Source organism: Niveispirillum sp. GW835-FHT14G11 (assembly GCF_058793615.1).
This window is the reverse complement of record NZ_JBXAFZ010000003.1, coordinates 228871-244093: the sequence shown is the minus strand read 5'-3', so window position 1 is coordinate 244093 and position 15223 is coordinate 228871. Positions and strand designations below refer to the sequence as shown.

Genomic DNA, 15223 nt, shown 5'->3' with positions numbered 1-15223 from the left:
AGCGGTGCCGCACCACAGATGGCGAAACCCCTTTGCGGCAACCGCCTATTCAAGCCCCACCAGCGCCCGCGCGAAGCCCTTCGCCTCGAACGGGCGCAAATCATAGACGCCTTCGCCCACGCCGATGGCATGCACCGGCAGCGTGAACTTTTCCGCCAGCGCCACCAGCACGCCGCCGCGCGCCGACCCGTCCAGCTTGGTCAGGACCAGGCCGTTGATGGCCACCATATCCTTGAACACCTCAATCTGGCTGTGGGCGTTCTGGCCGGTGGTGGCGTCCAGGGTTAGCAAGGTGGTGTGCGGGGCCTCGGGATTGATCTTCTTGATCACGCGCACGATCTTGCGCAATTCCTCCATCAGCCCGGCTTTGTTCTGCAACCGGCCGGCCGTGTCGATCAGCAGCACGTCGGCACCGGCGGCCGTGGCCTGCTGGATGGCGTCGAACGCCAGGCCAGCGGCGTCGGCGCCCGTATCGCGGGCCACGACGGGGCAGCCCGTGCGCTCACCCCAGACCTTCAGCTGCGCCACGGCGGCGGCGCGGAACGTGTCGCCGGCGGCCAGCCAGACGCTCTTGCCCTCGTCGCGGAACTGGCGGGCCAGCTTGCCGATGGTGGTGGTCTTGCCGGTGCCGTTGACGCCGACCAGCAGGATGACGTGCGGTTTCCTGGAGGTGTCGATGATCAGCGGTCGGGCCACCGGCTCGACGATCTTCTGCAGCTCCGCCGCCAGGTATTCCTTCACCTCCTCGGCCGAGACCTCCTTGCCGAAGCGGGTCTTGGCCAGGCCGGCGGTCAGGCGCGCGGCGGTGAGGGGGCCAAGGTCGGCGCGGATCAGAAGCTCTTCCAACTCCTCCAGCGCCTCGTCATCCAGCTTCTTCTTCGTGAAGATGCCGGTGATGCCCTCCGTCAGGCGGCCGGTGGACTTGGACAGCCCGTCCTTCAGGCGGGAGAACCAGCTTTTGCGCTCCGGTTGGTCCTCCAGCTCCGGCAACGCCTCCAGGAGGGGCGCCGGCTCGATGACGACCGGGGCGGGTTCGACCGCGATCGGTTCCGCCGCGGCCGGCGGAAGCGTTTCCGCCAGCGCCGATGCCGGTTCGACCTGCGGATCCGGCGTTTCCGGGGTGGCGGCCGGCTTCTTCTTGAACCAGTTCAGCATCAGTCGAGGACTCGCGCGGTCAGTTGTGTGCCGGCGACGCCGGTGACGGTGCAGCGGATAATCGTTCCGGGTTCATAATGATCTGGCACGATGATCTCGGCAAAGCCCTCATTGCGGCCCAGGCCCCTTCGTTCGACCAATACGTTGGCGGAATGACCGACCTGGGCCGCCAGATAGCGGCCGACCTGCGCCGCGCCGGCGGCGCGCAGGCGGGCCGCGCGTTCCTTGCGGATGGGGCCGGGGACCTGGGGCATCTTGGCGGCGGGGGTGCCGGGACGGGGGCTGTAGGGGAAGACATGCAGCCAAGTCAGGCCGCATTGTTCCACGATATCCAGGCTGTTCTGGAACATCGCCTCCGTCTCGGTCGGGAATCCGGCGATGATATCGGCACCGAACACCATGTCGGGGCGCAAGGACCGCGCCTTGTCGGCGAAGGCGATGGCGTCGCCGCGCAGGTGCCGGCGCTTCATGCGCTTCAGGATCATGTCGTCGCCGGCCTGCAAGGACAGGTGCAGATGCGGCATCAGGCGTGGTTCTTCCGCCACCAGCCGCCACAGGTCATCATCCATCTCCACCGCATCCAGCGACGACAGGCGCAGGCGGGCCAGATCCGGCACCAGGGCCAGCAACCGGCGCACCATCTGGCCCAGCGACGGCTGGCCTGGCAGGTCGGCGCCATAGGAGGTGACGTCCACGCCGGTCAACACGACCTCGTTATAGCCGGCTTCCACCAGGGCGCGGACCTGGTTGACGATCTCCCCCATCGGAACGGAGCGGGAATTGCCGCGGCCATAGGGAATGATGCAGAAGGTGCAGCGATGGTCGCAGCCATTCTGCACCTGCACGAAGGCACGGGCGCGGCCCTCCATGCCCTGGATCAGGTGGCCGGCCGTCTCCTTCACGCTCATGATGTCGTTGACGACGACACGCTCGGCATTGGCGCCGCCGAACGCCACCCAGGGGGCGGCGGTCAGCTTGGCATCATTGCCCAGCACATGATCAACCTCGCCCATGGCGGCGAACTTTTCCGGGCTGACCTGGGCGGCGCAGCCGGTGACGATGATCTTCGATCCCGGCCGCTCGCGGCGCAGACGGCGGATGGTCTGGCGGGCCTGCCGCTCCGCCTCTGCCGTCACGGCGCAGGTATTGACGATGACCACATCATCCAGCCCGGCCTGTCGCGCATGGGTGCGCATCACTTCGGACTCATAGGCATTCAGCCGGCAACCGAACGTCACCAGCGTCGGCTCCCCGGCCCCGCCGGTCACCTCCGGCGGGCCGCCTTCGCCGCTTTCATGCACATGCTCGGCCTCGGCGAGGCTGGTATCGACGCTCACAGCGTCTCTCCAAGCAATTCCGGCCCCAAGGTCCCGGCGAAGGAGGTGGCGACAGGGCCGGTCATCAATACATGCCCATCGTCACGCCATTCGATATGCAGCACCCCACCATCCAGGGTGACGGCGACACGGCGACCCTCCACCAGACCCCGGCGGATGGCAGCCACGCCAACGGCACAGGCACCCGACCCGCAGGCCTGGGTGATGCCGGCCCCGCGTTCCCACACCCGCATGCGCAGGGATGCCGGGCCGATGACGCTGGCGATCTCGATATTGGCGCGATCGGGGAAGAAAGGATGGCGCTCCAGCTGCGGACCCCAGTGGGTCAGGTCCACGGCGTCGGCATCCGGCACGAAATGCACGGCATGCGGATTGCCCATATTGACGCCGACCCCATCGGACAGGGGCCCGGCAACGGGCGGCAGGTGCAGCGTGTCGCAGGCCTGCGACACCGGGATCTGCTGCCAGTCCAGCCGGGCCGGACCCATATCGACGGTGACGGTGCCATCGGTGTGCAGCCAGCAGCGCAGCAGACCGGCAATGGTCTGGATCACCAGTTCGTCCCGCCCCATCCCCTTGCCGACCAGGGAGGCGACACAGCGCGTGGCATTGCCACAGGCCCCGGCCTCGCTGCCATCGGGGTTCAGGATGCGCATGAAGATGTCCGCCGCCTTGTCCTGCGGCGGTTCGATCAGGATCAACTGGTCAAACCCCACCCCGCGCCGCCGGTCGCCAATGGCAACCACCTGCGTCGCCGTCAGGGGGACGGGGACCTCTCGGGCATCGATGACCACGAAGTCATTGCCCAGCCCATGCATCTTCAGAAACGGTATCGTCATGGGGCCTTATATAAGCCCGTGCGCGCAAGGCGTAAACGGCGGTGGGGACGGGGCGGGAATGCAGATGCCTCACGGCGGGGCGCTGCCGTCGGTTGCCACGCGGCAGGGAAGTCCAAGGCCGAAGAGTATCTTGGCTTTGGTCTGCGCGATGGATGCTTCCAGTTCTGCATTAACCTTGGCCCATATTCTTATTGGCACCGGATGTTCCACAGCCACACCTTCGCCCTTGTCATTCCAGACGACATCCGGGCTATTCGCGTGCTCCGCTGCGTAGTGGACCATCAGGCGGCATTCCATCTCGCGTCGGACGAAGGCCCACCGTTCGGGGTCAGCTAGAGAGAGCCTTCCATCTGACAACGATAGTTCGGCATGGAGAGGAATGCTGGGTTGTTCCCACACCAATTTTAGTTTGGGTATCACGTCGATCTGCAAGGCAAGATGGTCATCGGTGAAGCGAACGCGGAATTGCCAATAGGATGGGGAGGCGATCGAACCCTGCCAGGGCAGTCCCGCATCGCGTAAAATGACATCGAGTCTGTAAGCGCGGAGCAAATCACCATTGCGATTGAAAACCAGGACTTTATCAACGTAGTCTTTGCTGTCAAACCACAGAGTAGCCAACAGGTTGGCATCTTCATCCATCAGCCAATCGGCTGCGGAAAGCCCGTCAGGCAACGGCTTTGTCCAAAGGACACGCCATGTACCGTCATCGTTCCTGGCGGTGAATTCGCCGATGAAAACCCGCTTTGAATTGAGGCAAGCGGACATGTATTGCTGCTCGCCCACGGGGCGCTCCGGGACATACGGTCCATCTGGTAGAATGGCCCAGGCATTGTCGTGACATATATCGGTAACCGTGAAACGACTGCGACCATCAGGCGATTGCACCAGTTGAGGGGGATGGACGATCTCGGTGATGATCGTGGCGCTGACGGAAGGCAGATGGAACATCGCCAGCAAACCGCCAATCATTGCCTTTCGCCCTCGCCGCATGGCCCAGTCCCTCTACCGCTTCCCCTCGATCACCTTGAACCCGTCGGCCTCCGCCACGGTCCGGCGGGACTTGAAGTGCTTTTCCACCACCGCCTCATAGGGCAGGTGTTTATTGGCGACCAGCAGCACGGTGCCGCCACTACCCAGCGCCTCGGCCGCGCGGGTGATGAACTGGGTGCCCAGCGTCACATCGGTGGTCTTGCCGGCATGGAAGGGTGGGTTGGTGATGACCCAGTCGAAGCGGCCTCTGGGCAGGCCCGCCGTCACGTCGGCCCAATGGTATTTCAGCACCGTGTTGCCGGCCAATGGCGCAACGTTCACGGCAGCGGCGGCCAGCGAGGCGGCATCCGCCTCATACAGGTCCAGGCCCGTGATGCGGCCGGGGGCGGCGCGCAGCAGTTCGGCCGACAGATAGCCCCAGCCCGCACCCAGATCGGCCACGCGGCCGCGGATGGATCCTGGAAACTGGGCGGCCAGAAGCCGTGATCCGATATCGATCTTGTTCCAGCCATGCATGCCCGGCCCGGCGGTGAAGCCCGTGGCGGCCACGGGCCGCACGGTGCCGCCGGCCCGCCAGTCGGCCAGCACCGACGGTTCCGCCCCCGCACCCTTGCGCAGCCAGAAGGTGCGGGCATGGTATTTGGACAGGCTTTCGACCTCGCCAAGTACATCCTTGGTGGCCTTCATCAGGCTGGTGACGCCGGTATCGTTGTCACCGCAGCAGACCAGCAGCCCGCCCACGGGCAATGCCGCCCAGGCCTGGGCGATGCTGGCCAGGCTTTCGGCCTTGTGCTTGGTCAACAGGCACAGGCCGGCCTGATAATCACCCTCGGGCAGGTCCTGCACCACGCGGAACCCGGCCTTGATCAGCGCGTCGAAGGCGGGCTTGAAGCCGGTGACACAAGTGAGGGCACGCAGGGCCGGCAGCAATTCGCTGTCGGCCTGGGCGTTCAGGATGAAGCCGCTGGCCGGCAGTGGCAGCAGGGATGCGGCGAATGGATGATGGATGGCTTTGGCAATGGACATGGGGCCAACGCCTAACCCATCGCAGGCCCCCTGTCGAGCGGCGTGACCGCAGGCGTGAAAGCGTGTAGGCAAGGGGCAGCCGCCACGGACAGCCGCCGATCATGACCAAGCCTGTTTCCCGCCAGTTCGCGACCTTCGCCCTGATCGGCGTCGGTGGCCTGTTCGTCGATATGGCGGCGCTGGCCGTGGCCCTGCATGTGGCTGGCCTGGATCCCTATGGCGGTCGCGTCTTCTCCTATCTGATGGCGGCGACCTTCACCTGGTACATGAACCGCCAATTCACCTTCACCGGTGTTTCCAGGCGCGGTGCGGCCCGGCAATGGGCGCGCTTCCTGATGGCCAATGCCGTGGGAGCGCTGGTCAATTACGGGGTCTACGTGCTGGTGCTGAATATCGGGCCCTGGGTGGTCGATGCCATCGGGCTGTGGCCGGACCCGCTGACGGCGCTGCTGCCCTATGCCGGGGTGGCGGCGGGCAGCGTCGCGGGGCTGGTTTTCAACTTTGTCTTGTCAAAGAAGCTGGTCTTCCGCAATGCCTGATATAGGCCCTCCCATCCATAAGACAGAGGGCGCAGGCACCGGTGGCAAAGCCGTCCGGCACCATGCTATGCATGCCTGAATAACAAGGGGTTCGGGGAGTTTTTCGGGGCATGCCGTCGGCACGGTTCTATCGCTGGATGACCTGGGGCATGACCCTGGCGCTGACGGTGGGTGCCGGTGCCGCCCTGTGGCAGGAGGCGCAGACCTCTGCCCTGCAATCGGAAGTGCTGGCCCGCTATGGCCGCGACCTGGGCTGGAAGGTGGAGCCCGGCCCCAATCCCGATATCCGTTTCCCAGGCTTCGGCCCCTATGACGCGCGGCTGGGTTATGCCAGCCTGCCCAGTTTCGTGGAACGGCTGCTGGCCGCCGATTACCGCGTGGATCTGCAGGCGCGGCCGACCCCGGCCCTGCGCGATTATATGGAATTCGGCGGCTTCGCGCCCTATGCGGAGAAGATTTCGGGCGGCCTGTCCATCCGGGATCAGATGGGCAACCCGCTGTTCGATGCCCGCTACCCGGAGCGCATCTATGCCGGCTTCAACGAGGTGCCGACGCTGGTGGCCGACACGCTGCTGTTCATCGAGAACCGGGAGTTGCTGGACCCCACCTTTCCCAACCGCAACCCGGCGGTGGAATGGGACCGGTTTGGCCTGGCCCTGGTCAATATCCCGCTGAAATTCATCGATCCGGACAGCCCGCGTGCCGGTGGTTCTACGCTGGCCACCCAGATCGAGAAATACCGCCATTCACCGGAGGGCCGCACGGGCAGCGGTGTGGAGAAACTGCGCCAGATGATGTCGGCATCGGTGCGCGCCTATAAGGGCGGGGCCGACACGACGCGGGCCCGCCACCAGATCGTCGTGGATTACCTGAACTCCACGCCGCTGTCGGCACGACCGGGGGTGGGGGAGGTGAATGGGCTGGGTGACGGGCTCTGGGCCTGGTACGGCACGGATTTCACCGTGGCCAACCGCGTCCTGCGGTCCCACCCCAAGAAGGAAGAGGACCTTCAGGTCCAGGCCGTCGTCTATAAGCAGGTGTTGAGCCTGCTGCTGGCCCAGCGCCGCCCCACCGCCTATCTGGGGGCGAGCGGGCGCAAGGCGCTGAACGATCTGGCCAACAGCCATCTCAGCCTGCTGGAGAAGGCGGGCGTCGTCCCGGCACCCCTGGCCGATGCCGCCCGCTTCTTCCCCCTGCGCTTCCGGGCCGAACCACCGCCAGTGCCGGAACCCAGCTTCGTGGAGCAGAAGGCCACCAATGCCATTCGCGCCCGTCTGCTGGGCCTGCTGGGCGTACCCAGCCTCTATGCGCTGGACCGGCTGGATCTGGCCGTGGATACCACGCTGGACCAACCGACTCAGATGCGGGTGACCGACACACTGAAGAAGCTGGCCGACCCGGCGCAGGCGGCAGCATTGGGTCTGGTGGGTGAACGGCTGCTGAACAATGCCGACCCGGCCCGCATCGTCTATTCGGTGACCCTGTTCGAGCGCACGGCGGATGCCAATCTGGTGCGGGTGCAGGTAGATACACTGCCGCAGCCGCTGGACCTGAATGAGGGTGCGAAGCTGGACCTGGGCTCCACCGCCAAGTTGCGCACGCTTGTGACTTACCTGGAGATCGTCGCCAAGCTGCATGACCGCTACATCACCCGCGAGCCGTATGAGCTGGAGGCGGCGGCCCTGGAGGCGCCGGACCGGCTGTCGCAATGGGTGCTGCGCGCCATGGCGGCGCAGCCGGGGATTGGCATCGCCACCATCCTGGACCAGGCAATGGAACGGCAATATTCGGCCAGTCCGGCCGAACGCTTCTTCACCGGCGGTGGCCTGCACAGTTTCGGCAATTTCGACGACAAGGATGATGGCCGCATCGTGACCGTGGCCGAGGCCTTCCGCCATTCCATCAACCTGGTGTTCATCCGCATCATGCGGGACATCGTGAACCATTATGTGGCGGAGGGGCCGGACAGCCGCGACGACCTGATGGATGACCCGCGCCATCCCGCCCGCCGCACCTATCTGGCGCAGTTCGCCGATCAGGAGGGCAGTGCGTATCTGAACAAGTTCTGGTCGGACTATAAGGGGCTGGAGCCGGAAGCGGCGCTGGACAAGCTGGCCAAGCGTGTGCGGACCACGCCTGACCGGCTGTCGGTGGTGTTCCGTTCGGCCTTGCCCAATGCGCCGGTGGACGATCTGGCCCTGTTCTTGAACCGGCACATGCCGGCGGGCGGCCCGCCCGAGGCGCAGGTCAAGGCGCTTTATGACCGCTACGCGCCCGACAATTGGTCCTTGAACGACCGCGGCTATATTGCCGGTGTGCATCCGTTGGAACTGTGGCTGGTCTCCTATCTTCAGGACAGCCGCCGGCCACAGCGCGGCGACATGCTGAAGGACAGCAGCGCGCCGCGCCAGGAAAGCTACAAATGGCTGTTCTCCTCGCGCTCCAAGCAGGCGCAGGACACGCGCATCGGCATCGTGCTGGAGGAGGAGGCGTTCAACCGCATCCATGAGGAATGGACGCGCCTGGGCTATCCGTTCGGCAGCCTGCTGGCCAGCTACGCCACTTCCATCGGCAGTTCCGCCGACCGGCCGGGTGCCCTGGCGGAGTTGATGGGCATCATCCTGAATGACGGTGTGCGCCTGCCGACGCTGCGCGTCGGGCGGCTGCATTTCGCATCCGGCACGCCGTACGAGACCAGCTTCGTGCCGTCCCGCCTGCTGGACGGGGCGGAGCAGGTGATGGCCCCGGAAGTGGCGCGCGTCGTCCGCCGCCACCTGCGCGACATCGTGGATAATGGCACCGCCCGACGCGTGAAGGGCGCCTTCTCCGGCCTGGACGGGCAGGAGATCGCCGTGGGCGGCAAGACCGGCACGGGTGACCACCGGTTCGAACGCTATGGGCCGGGTGGCGTGGTGCTGGAAAGCCGCGTGGTCAACCGCACAGCCACTTTCGTCTTCTATATCGGCGACCGGTTCTTCGGCGTGATCACCGCCCATGTGCATGGGCCGGAAGCGGCGGAATACCGCTTCACCTCGGCCCTGCCGGCACAATTGCTGAAGATATTGGCCCCGGCGCTGAACCCGCTGATGAATGCCGATACGCAGACGGCGGAGCGGAACGGGCGGTAGGAGTGATGTTTTCGGTCAGTTGGAGGTTTCTGGGTTGGGCAGTGCGTTAACTGTAAGGAGTCCATCCCTAAAATTTAGAATCGAGAGGTGCCAGTTGTTTCCAATCGTTTCGTTGTATGCAACTCCTCTTTTGCGAATTTCCTTCATTTCATCTTCAACCGCTTTTACTGCGGCTGCACCAAGCAACATTGTTTCGTTCGGTTTCATGATTGATGGATTTTCATACGTGTCGCGTTGAAATGAGCGCATCGTACGCGAAAATTTATCTCCAGAATTTGGTCGGGAGTCCACTATCGCAATAATAGTATCATCTTCTATATTTTCTATTTTCAGTCTTTTGGACATTTTCTTTCTTTCGTCCCCGGAAAGAATTCTTGTCGATGCTGTGCGGTGGTATAGGTCTTGCATATTTTCAATCGCGGCGCCGGTAAGAATTTTTCTTATTTTTGGCGTCGCTCCAATTGACGCGTAATCAATCTTATGTCTGTTCGTTATAATGATGGCTGTGTTTTCTTGGAATGAAAATTCAAACTCAGCAAGATTAAATACTTGTGATCCGTGTTTGTGCCTTACGCTCGCATATATAATTTGAGCAGAATATTCTGATGATTTAAAAATATTTTTTGATATCAATTCTATGTATCTATCTTTTAATTTTTTTTGAACCATATGATACCATCCGTTATCGGGTATTGAAGAAAGATCGTGCTCTATGTCATGCAAAATAGCCTTAATTAATCCGATAGATCCTGCAAAAGAAAAAAAGCATCTCTGATTTGGGCTCCATATTTTCTGAAATTCTTCACTTTCAATCTCAATATCTCCATATTTTGTGTATCGGCTTATTCTGGTGTCTGAAAGAATTCCTATTCCGTTGCCTGGGACTATGAATGCAAAACAGAAGGTCATATATCCTCGCATTTGATGTCAGTAGTGAATTGCTGCGTCTGCCGACTGGTTTGGTCTATGATTCCACCGAAGCGTCGGATCGACAAGGTGGGCAAGGCATAGCCTTACCCACCCGTTCGACCATCCCCTTTATCCACGTCATCCACAGCCAAAGACCTCTTCCCACCGCCGCCCATTGTGCTAGGGTGCGGCATCCACCCCCTACATCTAGTGTCGGTGCCATGTCCCTGTTGACGCCCAATCCCGTCTACAAGCCCTTCCGCTATCCCTGGGCCTATGAGGCCTGGCTGACGCAGCAGCGAATCCATTGGCTGCCGGAGGAAGTGCCGCTGGCCGATGACGTCAAGGATTGGCGCAACAATCTGTCGGACGGCGAGCGGAACCTGCTGACGCAGATTTTCCGGTTCTTCACGCAGGCCGATGTCGAGGTGAACAACTGCTACATGCGTCATTACAGCCGCGTGTTCCAGCCGACCGAGGTCTGCATGATGCTGGCCGCCTTCTCCGCCATGGAGACGGTGCATATCGCGGCCTACAGCCATCTGCTGGATACGATCGGCATCCCCGAGGTCGAGTACTCCGCCTTCCTCCATTACAAGGAGATGAAGGACAAGTACGACTACATGCAGAATTTCAATGTCGACGGCAAAGCGGACATCGCCAAGACCCTGGCGGTGTTCGGTGCCTTCACCGAGGGCCTGCAGCTGTTCGCCAGCTTCGCCATCCTGATGAACTTCCCGCGCTTCGGGAAGATGAAGGGCATGGGCCAGATCGTCACCTGGTCGGTGCGCGACGAGAGCCTGCATACCCAGTCGATCATCCAGCTGTTCAAGACCTTCATCTCCGAGAATCCCGAGGTCTGGACGGAAGCCTTCCAGGAGGAATTGTACGAGGCCTGCCGCACCATCGTGCATCACGAGGATGCCTTCATCGACCTGGCGTTCGAGATGGGGGCGGTGAAGGGCATGGAAGGCGAGGATGTGAAGAAATACATCCGCTATATCGCCGACCGCCGCCTGGTGCAGCTGGGCCTGGACCCGATCTATGATACGGAGAAGAACCCGCTGCCCTGGATGGATGCCATCCTGAACGGCGTGGAACACACAAACTTCTTCGAGAACCGCTCCACCGAATATTCCAAGGCCGCCACCAAGGGCAGTTGGGAAGAAGCGTTCGGGGATTGATGAACGTCGATTGACGATAGAAAAGGGGCGCGCCGGTGATGGCGGGCCCTTTTTGTTTCAGCCTGCGGGCAGCTCCCCGCGCCGGCCACGCAGCAAGGTCTCTGCCAATGCGCCCAGTCCCAATGCTGCGGCAAGGGCCAGCGCCACCATTCCCGCCACGGGCAACAGCGACACCAGGATCAACGCCAACACGACCAGGCCATAGCGCCGCATCAGGGCCGCCGCTTCCGTCCCCGCCTGGGCCGGCCCGCGCCGGATCATCAGGGCCAGGCCGAATCCGGTCACGGCGATGCCCACGGGCACGCAGAGCAGCCACAGGCCCAGCAGCAGCACCCCCAGCGGGATACCCACCACACTGACCATCAGCAGACCCAGCAGCAGCGGCGACAGCAGCAGGATGGCGCCGCCCAGCAGCAGGTGGCGCAGCGGGTGCCGGCGCACGCCGTCGGCCGCCCGCGTCACCGGGCCGGGCAGCAGCCACAGTACACCCACCCCCAGCAGGAACAGGGCCAGCGCCTTGCCCAACGTGCCCAACAGGGTGGGACCGTCGCCGGCCATGATCTGATGGTGATAACGCATGGTGCCACCGATGCTGGCCCCGTCCGGCACCTCGATCGCCTGCGGCCCGGTATGGCGCAGATCGCCCAACACCTGTGCCCCCGGCTTCAGTTCCAGGACATTGGCGGTGACCTCCAGGTCGCCCATCACCCGGCCTTCGATGACCACATGGTCGCCGGTCAGGCTGGCGTCGCCATCGACCTGGCCGGCCAGGGTCAGTTCAGTTCCGCTGGCCTGAAGATCGCCGGCGATATGGGCGCCGCGTTGCAGGTCGATCTCCGTCCCCCTCAGCATGGCATCGCCGGCCACGTCGCTGTGCAGCGACAGGTCGAACGCCGCCGCCGCCAGGTCACCGTGCACCGGCCCCTTCACCGACAGGTCGAACCCGGCCAGCATGGCATCGCCGCCGATAGGGGCGGTGACACGCAGTTCCAGCCCCGCCGCGATCACGTCGCCGTCGACGGGCGCGTCGATGGAAACGGAATGGCCCGCCGCCGCCAGGTCGTCCGGCAGGGGGGCAATCAGGCGCACCTCCGTCCCCGACCGGAATTCCGTTCCGGCATGGGCGGGGCCGGCGAGGGCCAGCCCCAGGGCGGCAAGTGACAGCAAACGGGAGAACATGGGGACGCTATCCTGCCTTCCGGGGCGATGATGACGGGGCGATGATGACGGGGCGATGATGACGGGGCGATGATCCGCCCCGCATGGGCCGGGGCCAAGGTCCACCGTGCCTTACCGGTCTGGCTCCACCTTGATACAGGTCAGTTACCGTCGCAGTCCAGGCGGCTAGAGGATGGCATATGGGCTTGATCGGGGACGACGTCCACCGCACCCTGGCGCCTTTGTGCAATGCGAAAAGAGGATGAGCCATGGGTCTGTTCGATCTTTCCGGCAAGCGCGGCCTTGTCGTCGGCATCGCTAATGGTGCCTCCATCGCCTATGGCTGTGCCAAGGCCTTCCGTGCCCAGGGGGCCGATCTTGCCATCACCTATTTGAACGAAAAGGCCGAACCGCATGTCCGGCCCCTGGCGAACGCGTTGGCCGCGTCCCTGGTCCTGCCCTGCGATGTACGCGTGCCGGGGGAACTGGAAGCCGTGTTCGCAACGATCGGCGCGCAATGGGGCCGGCTGGATTTCCTGCTGCATTCCATTGCCTTCGCCCCGCGGGAGGATCTGCATGCCCGCGTTGTGGACAGCAGCCGGGAAGGCTTCCTGACGGCCATGGACGTGTCGGTGCATTCCTTCATCCGCATGGCCAGGCTGGCCGAACCGCTGATGACGGATGGCGGCTGCCTGATGAATGTCAGCTTCTATGGCTCGGAGAAGGTTGTGGAGCATTACAATCTGATGGGCCCGGTGAAGGCGGCATTGGAGGCGACAACCCGCTATCTGGCGGCCGAACTGGGCCCCAAGGGCATCCGTGTCCATAGCCTGTCGCCGGGGCCGCTGAAGACGCGGGCCGCCAGCGGCATCGACCGGTTCGACGAGTTGCTGGCGCGCGCCGCCGAACGGGCACCCATCCGCAATCAGGTGACCATCGATGATGTCGGCGCCTATGCCGCCTTTCTGGCCAGTGACGGCGCTCACGCCGTTACCGGCTCGTTGCCCTATATTGACGGGGGCTACAACATCGTGGGCTGAAGGGTAGCGAAGATGACGATCCTGGTGACGGGCAGCGCCGGCCATCTGGGTGAGGCGCTGATGCGCACATGGCGGGCGGCCGGGCGCGCCGTGATGGGGCTGGATATCAAGCCATCTCCCTTCACCGATCATGTCGGTTCCATCACTGACCGGGCCTTTCTGACGGGGCACATGCGGGGCGTGCGGTACGTGTTGCACGCGGCGACCCTGCACAAGCCGCATGTGGCGACCCACGACCAGCAGGATTTCATCGATACCAATATTGCCGGCACACTGGCCTTGCTGGAGGTCGCCAAGGCGTGCGGCGTGGAGGGTTTCGTCTTCACCAGCACCACCAGCGCCTTCGGCGCCGCCCTGACCCCGGCGGCGGGGGAGCCGGCGGCCTGGGTGACGGAGGATGTCACGCCCATCCCCCGCAATATCTATGGCGTCAGCAAGGTGGCGGCGGAGAGCCTGTGCGAGCTTCATGCGCGTCGCCAGGGCATGCCGGTGATCATCCTGCGCACCTCCCGATTCTTCCCGGAAATGGATGATGATGCGGATATGCGGTCCCGCTACAGCCTGGAGAACGCACAGGCGTTGGAACTGCTCTACCGCCGTGTCGATATCGCCGATGTCGTCGGCGCGCACGAATGCGCACTGGCGCGGGTGGGCGAAATCGGCTTCGGCCGCTACATCATCTCCGCGCCGACGCCCTTCGCGCCCAGTGATGCGGCGGAATTACGCCGGGACATGCCCGTGGTTCTGCACCGCTATCATCCTGATGCGGCCGGTCTGTTCGCCGTCCGCGGCTGGTCGCTGTTTCCCGGCATCGAGCGCGTCTATGACAGTGCCCGGGCCGTGCGGGAGTTGGGCTGGCGGCCCCGATACGGCTTCGCCCATGTCCTGGAGAGCCTAGGTCGGGGCGTTGATTTCCGCTCCGATCTGGCGCTGGCTGTCGGCAGCAAGGGTTATCACGACCGGGTCTTCGCCGACGGTCCCTATCCCGTGTGACAGCATGCCCGGGCCAGCGTGTATGCGGGGTGCCCAAAGCGCACAGGATATGGTATCAAGCGGCAGTTTCACCTCATATATCAAAACGATACGAAGCAGGCGTCTCCATGGCCGGTCATAGCCAATTCAAGAACATCATGCACCGTAAGGGCGCGCAGGACGCCAAGCGGTCGAAGATCTTCAACAAGCTGGCGCGCGAAATCACCGTCGCGGCGAAGTCGGGTCTGCCCGACCCGGCCATGAACCCGCGCCTGCGCGCCGCTATCCAGGCCGGCCGCGCCCAGAACCTGCCCAAGGACCGTATCGACCGGGCCATCAAGATGGGCATTCCCGGCAGCGCCGACGATACCAATTATGACGAAGTGCGGTACGAGGGCTATGGCCCCGGCGGCGTGGCGCTGATCGTCGAGGCGTTGACCGACAACCGTAATCGCACGGCATCCGAAGTGCGTTCCGCCTTCACCAAGCATGGCGGCTCGCTGGGGGAGACGAACTCCGTCTCCTTCATGTTCAACCGCATCGGTCAGGTCACCTATCCGGCCAGCGTGGCGTCGGCGGATGACATGCTGGAAGCCGCCATCGAGGCGGGGGCCGAGGATGTGCAGTCCGACGAACATGGCCATTCCATCATCACCGGCACCGATACGCTGGGCGAGGTGCGCGACGCGCTGGAAGCCCGGTTCGGTGCACCGGAAAGTGCCAAGTTGACCTGGACGCCGCTCAACCTGCTGCCCGTTACGGCGGAGGACACGGCCCAGACGCTGCTAAAGCTGCTGGACGTGCTGGAAGACAATGACGATGTCCAGACGGTGCTGGGCAATTTCGACATTCCGGCCGATCTGCTGGAAAAGCTGGGCTGATCGACGGGGCAGGGGGCCGGTTTCTTGGCCCCCGCCACGCCCTTGCGTATGGGCCTGGTTTT

13 protein-coding genes are annotated in these 15223 nt (G+C 63.5%); 6 read left to right on the top strand and 7 right to left on the bottom strand.

Annotated features, from left to right (window positions below):
* Nucleotides 1–45 precede the first annotated feature (45 nt).
* The 5 genes from ftsY to AC1Q7F_RS07450 form a co-directional block, all read right to left on the bottom strand.
* A complete protein-coding gene (ftsY, locus tag AC1Q7F_RS07470; protein WP_492505331.1) occupies nucleotides 46–1155 on the bottom strand; it encodes a signal recognition particle-docking protein FtsY in 1110 nt (369 codons plus the stop codon).
* Nucleotides 1155–2351 carry a tRNA (N(6)-L-threonylcarbamoyladenosine(37)-C(2))-methylthiotransferase MtaB gene (mtaB, locus tag AC1Q7F_RS07465; RefSeq protein ID WP_492505711.1) on the bottom strand — a complete coding sequence of 399 codons (1197 nt, stop codon included), beginning with the start codon at nucleotides 2349–2351 and terminating at the stop codon, nucleotides 1155–1157. Before mtaB ends, ftsY begins: the two co-directional genes overlap by 1 nt.
* 137 nt (nucleotides 2352–2488) lie before the next feature.
* Nucleotides 2489–3331, bottom strand: coding sequence for a diaminopimelate epimerase (gene dapF / locus AC1Q7F_RS07460; protein WP_492505329.1), 843 nt, complete (start codon nucleotides 3329–3331; stop codon nucleotides 2489–2491).
* A gap of 69 nt (nucleotides 3332–3400) precedes the next feature.
* Nucleotides 3401–4303 carry a hypothetical protein gene (locus AC1Q7F_RS07455; protein ID WP_492505327.1) on the bottom strand — a complete coding sequence of 301 codons (903 nt, stop codon included), beginning with the start codon at nucleotides 4301–4303 and terminating at the stop codon, nucleotides 3401–3403.
* A 33-nt stretch (nucleotides 4304–4336) separates the two neighbouring features.
* Nucleotides 4337–5350 (bottom strand): class I SAM-dependent methyltransferase, encoded by a 1014-nt coding sequence (locus tag AC1Q7F_RS07450; RefSeq protein WP_492505325.1) that lies wholly within the window; start codon nucleotides 5348–5350, stop codon nucleotides 4337–4339.
* 101 nt (nucleotides 5351–5451) lie between these two features.
* Here AC1Q7F_RS07450 and AC1Q7F_RS07445 point away from each other — a divergent pair, with 101 nt between their 5' ends.
* Together AC1Q7F_RS07445 and AC1Q7F_RS07440 are read left to right on the top strand one after the other, a co-directional pair.
* Nucleotides 5452–5889, top strand: coding sequence for a GtrA family protein (locus tag AC1Q7F_RS07445; RefSeq protein WP_492505323.1), 438 nt, complete (start codon nucleotides 5452–5454; stop codon nucleotides 5887–5889).
* 110 nt (nucleotides 5890–5999) lie between these two features.
* Entirely contained in the window at nucleotides 6000–9017 is a 3018-nt protein-coding gene (locus AC1Q7F_RS07440; RefSeq protein ID WP_492505321.1) for a transglycosylase domain-containing protein, read from the top strand.
* A gap of 15 nt (nucleotides 9018–9032) precedes the next feature.
* Here AC1Q7F_RS07440 and AC1Q7F_RS07435 read toward each other — a convergent pair whose 3' ends face one another.
* A complete protein-coding gene (locus AC1Q7F_RS07435) occupies nucleotides 9033–9926 on the bottom strand; it encodes a hypothetical protein (RefSeq protein ID WP_492505319.1) in 894 nt (297 codons plus the stop codon).
* Between the two features lie 221 nt (nucleotides 9927–10147).
* On the opposite strand from AC1Q7F_RS07435, the gene AC1Q7F_RS07430 reads away from it, so the two are divergent.
* Complete coding sequence (locus AC1Q7F_RS07430; RefSeq protein WP_492505317.1) at nucleotides 10148–11110, top strand: ribonucleotide-diphosphate reductase subunit beta; 963 nt, start codon at nucleotides 10148–10150, stop codon at nucleotides 11108–11110.
* Nucleotides 11111–11167: 57 nt separating this feature from the next.
* Here the strand turns inward: AC1Q7F_RS07430 and AC1Q7F_RS07425 are convergent, their stop codons facing one another.
* Nucleotides 11168–12289: a bactofilin family protein gene (locus AC1Q7F_RS07425; protein WP_492505315.1), complete on the bottom strand. Its 1122-nt coding sequence runs from the start codon at nucleotides 12287–12289 to the stop codon at nucleotides 11168–11170.
* 248 nt (nucleotides 12290–12537) lie between these two features.
* Here AC1Q7F_RS07425 and fabI point away from each other — a divergent pair, with 248 nt between their 5' ends.
* From fabI to AC1Q7F_RS07410, 3 genes are all read left to right on the top strand, one after another.
* The gene (fabI, locus tag AC1Q7F_RS07420; RefSeq protein ID WP_492505314.1) at nucleotides 12538–13308 is read left to right on the top strand and encodes an enoyl-ACP reductase FabI; all 771 of its coding nucleotides are present in this window, start codon (nucleotides 12538–12540) and stop codon (nucleotides 13306–13308) included.
* Nucleotides 13309–13320: 12 nt separating this feature from the next.
* Nucleotides 13321–14301 (top strand): NAD-dependent epimerase/dehydratase family protein, encoded by a 981-nt coding sequence (locus AC1Q7F_RS07415; RefSeq protein ID WP_492505313.1) that lies wholly within the window; start codon nucleotides 13321–13323, stop codon nucleotides 14299–14301.
* 107 nt (nucleotides 14302–14408) lie between these two features.
* Complete coding sequence (locus tag AC1Q7F_RS07410) at nucleotides 14409–15161, top strand: YebC/PmpR family DNA-binding transcriptional regulator (protein ID WP_492505311.1); 753 nt, start codon at nucleotides 14409–14411, stop codon at nucleotides 15159–15161.
* Nucleotides 15162–15223 lie beyond the last annotated feature (62 nt).

Bases quoted from the DNA above. Each gene is read 5' to 3' on its own strand.
- ftsY (WP_492505331.1), bottom strand. From the start codon at position 1,155: ATGCTGAACTGGTTCAAGAAGAAGCCGGCCGCCACCCCGGAAACGCCG.
- mtaB (WP_492505711.1), bottom strand. From the start codon at position 2,351: ATGCGCACCCATGCGCGACAGGCCGGGCTGGATGATGTGGTCATCGTC.
- dapF (WP_492505329.1), bottom strand. From the start codon at position 3,331: ATGACGATACCGTTTCTGAAGATGCATGGGCTGGGCAATGACTTCGTG.
- AC1Q7F_RS07455 (WP_492505327.1), bottom strand. From the start codon at position 4,303: ATGATTGGCGGTTTGCTGGCGATGTTCCATCTGCCTTCCGTCAGCGCC.
- AC1Q7F_RS07450 (WP_492505325.1), bottom strand. From the start codon at position 5,350: ATGTCCATTGCCAAAGCCATCCATCATCCATTCGCCGCATCCCTGCTG.
- AC1Q7F_RS07445 (WP_492505323.1), top strand. From the start codon at position 5,452: ATGACCAAGCCTGTTTCCCGCCAGTTCGCGACCTTCGCCCTGATCGGC.
- AC1Q7F_RS07440 (WP_492505321.1), top strand. From the start codon at position 6,000: ATGCCGTCGGCACGGTTCTATCGCTGGATGACCTGGGGCATGACCCTG.
- AC1Q7F_RS07435 (WP_492505319.1), bottom strand. From the start codon at position 9,926: ATGACCTTCTGTTTTGCATTCATAGTCCCAGGCAACGGAATAGGAATT.
- AC1Q7F_RS07430 (WP_492505317.1), top strand. From the start codon at position 10,148: ATGTCCCTGTTGACGCCCAATCCCGTCTACAAGCCCTTCCGCTATCCC.
- AC1Q7F_RS07425 (WP_492505315.1), bottom strand. From the start codon at position 12,289: ATGTTCTCCCGTTTGCTGTCACTTGCCGCCCTGGGGCTGGCCCTCGCC.
- fabI (WP_492505314.1), top strand. From the start codon at position 12,538: ATGGGTCTGTTCGATCTTTCCGGCAAGCGCGGCCTTGTCGTCGGCATC.
- AC1Q7F_RS07415 (WP_492505313.1), top strand. From the start codon at position 13,321: ATGACGATCCTGGTGACGGGCAGCGCCGGCCATCTGGGTGAGGCGCTG.
- AC1Q7F_RS07410 (WP_492505311.1), top strand. From the start codon at position 14,409: ATGGCCGGTCATAGCCAATTCAAGAACATCATGCACCGTAAGGGCGCG.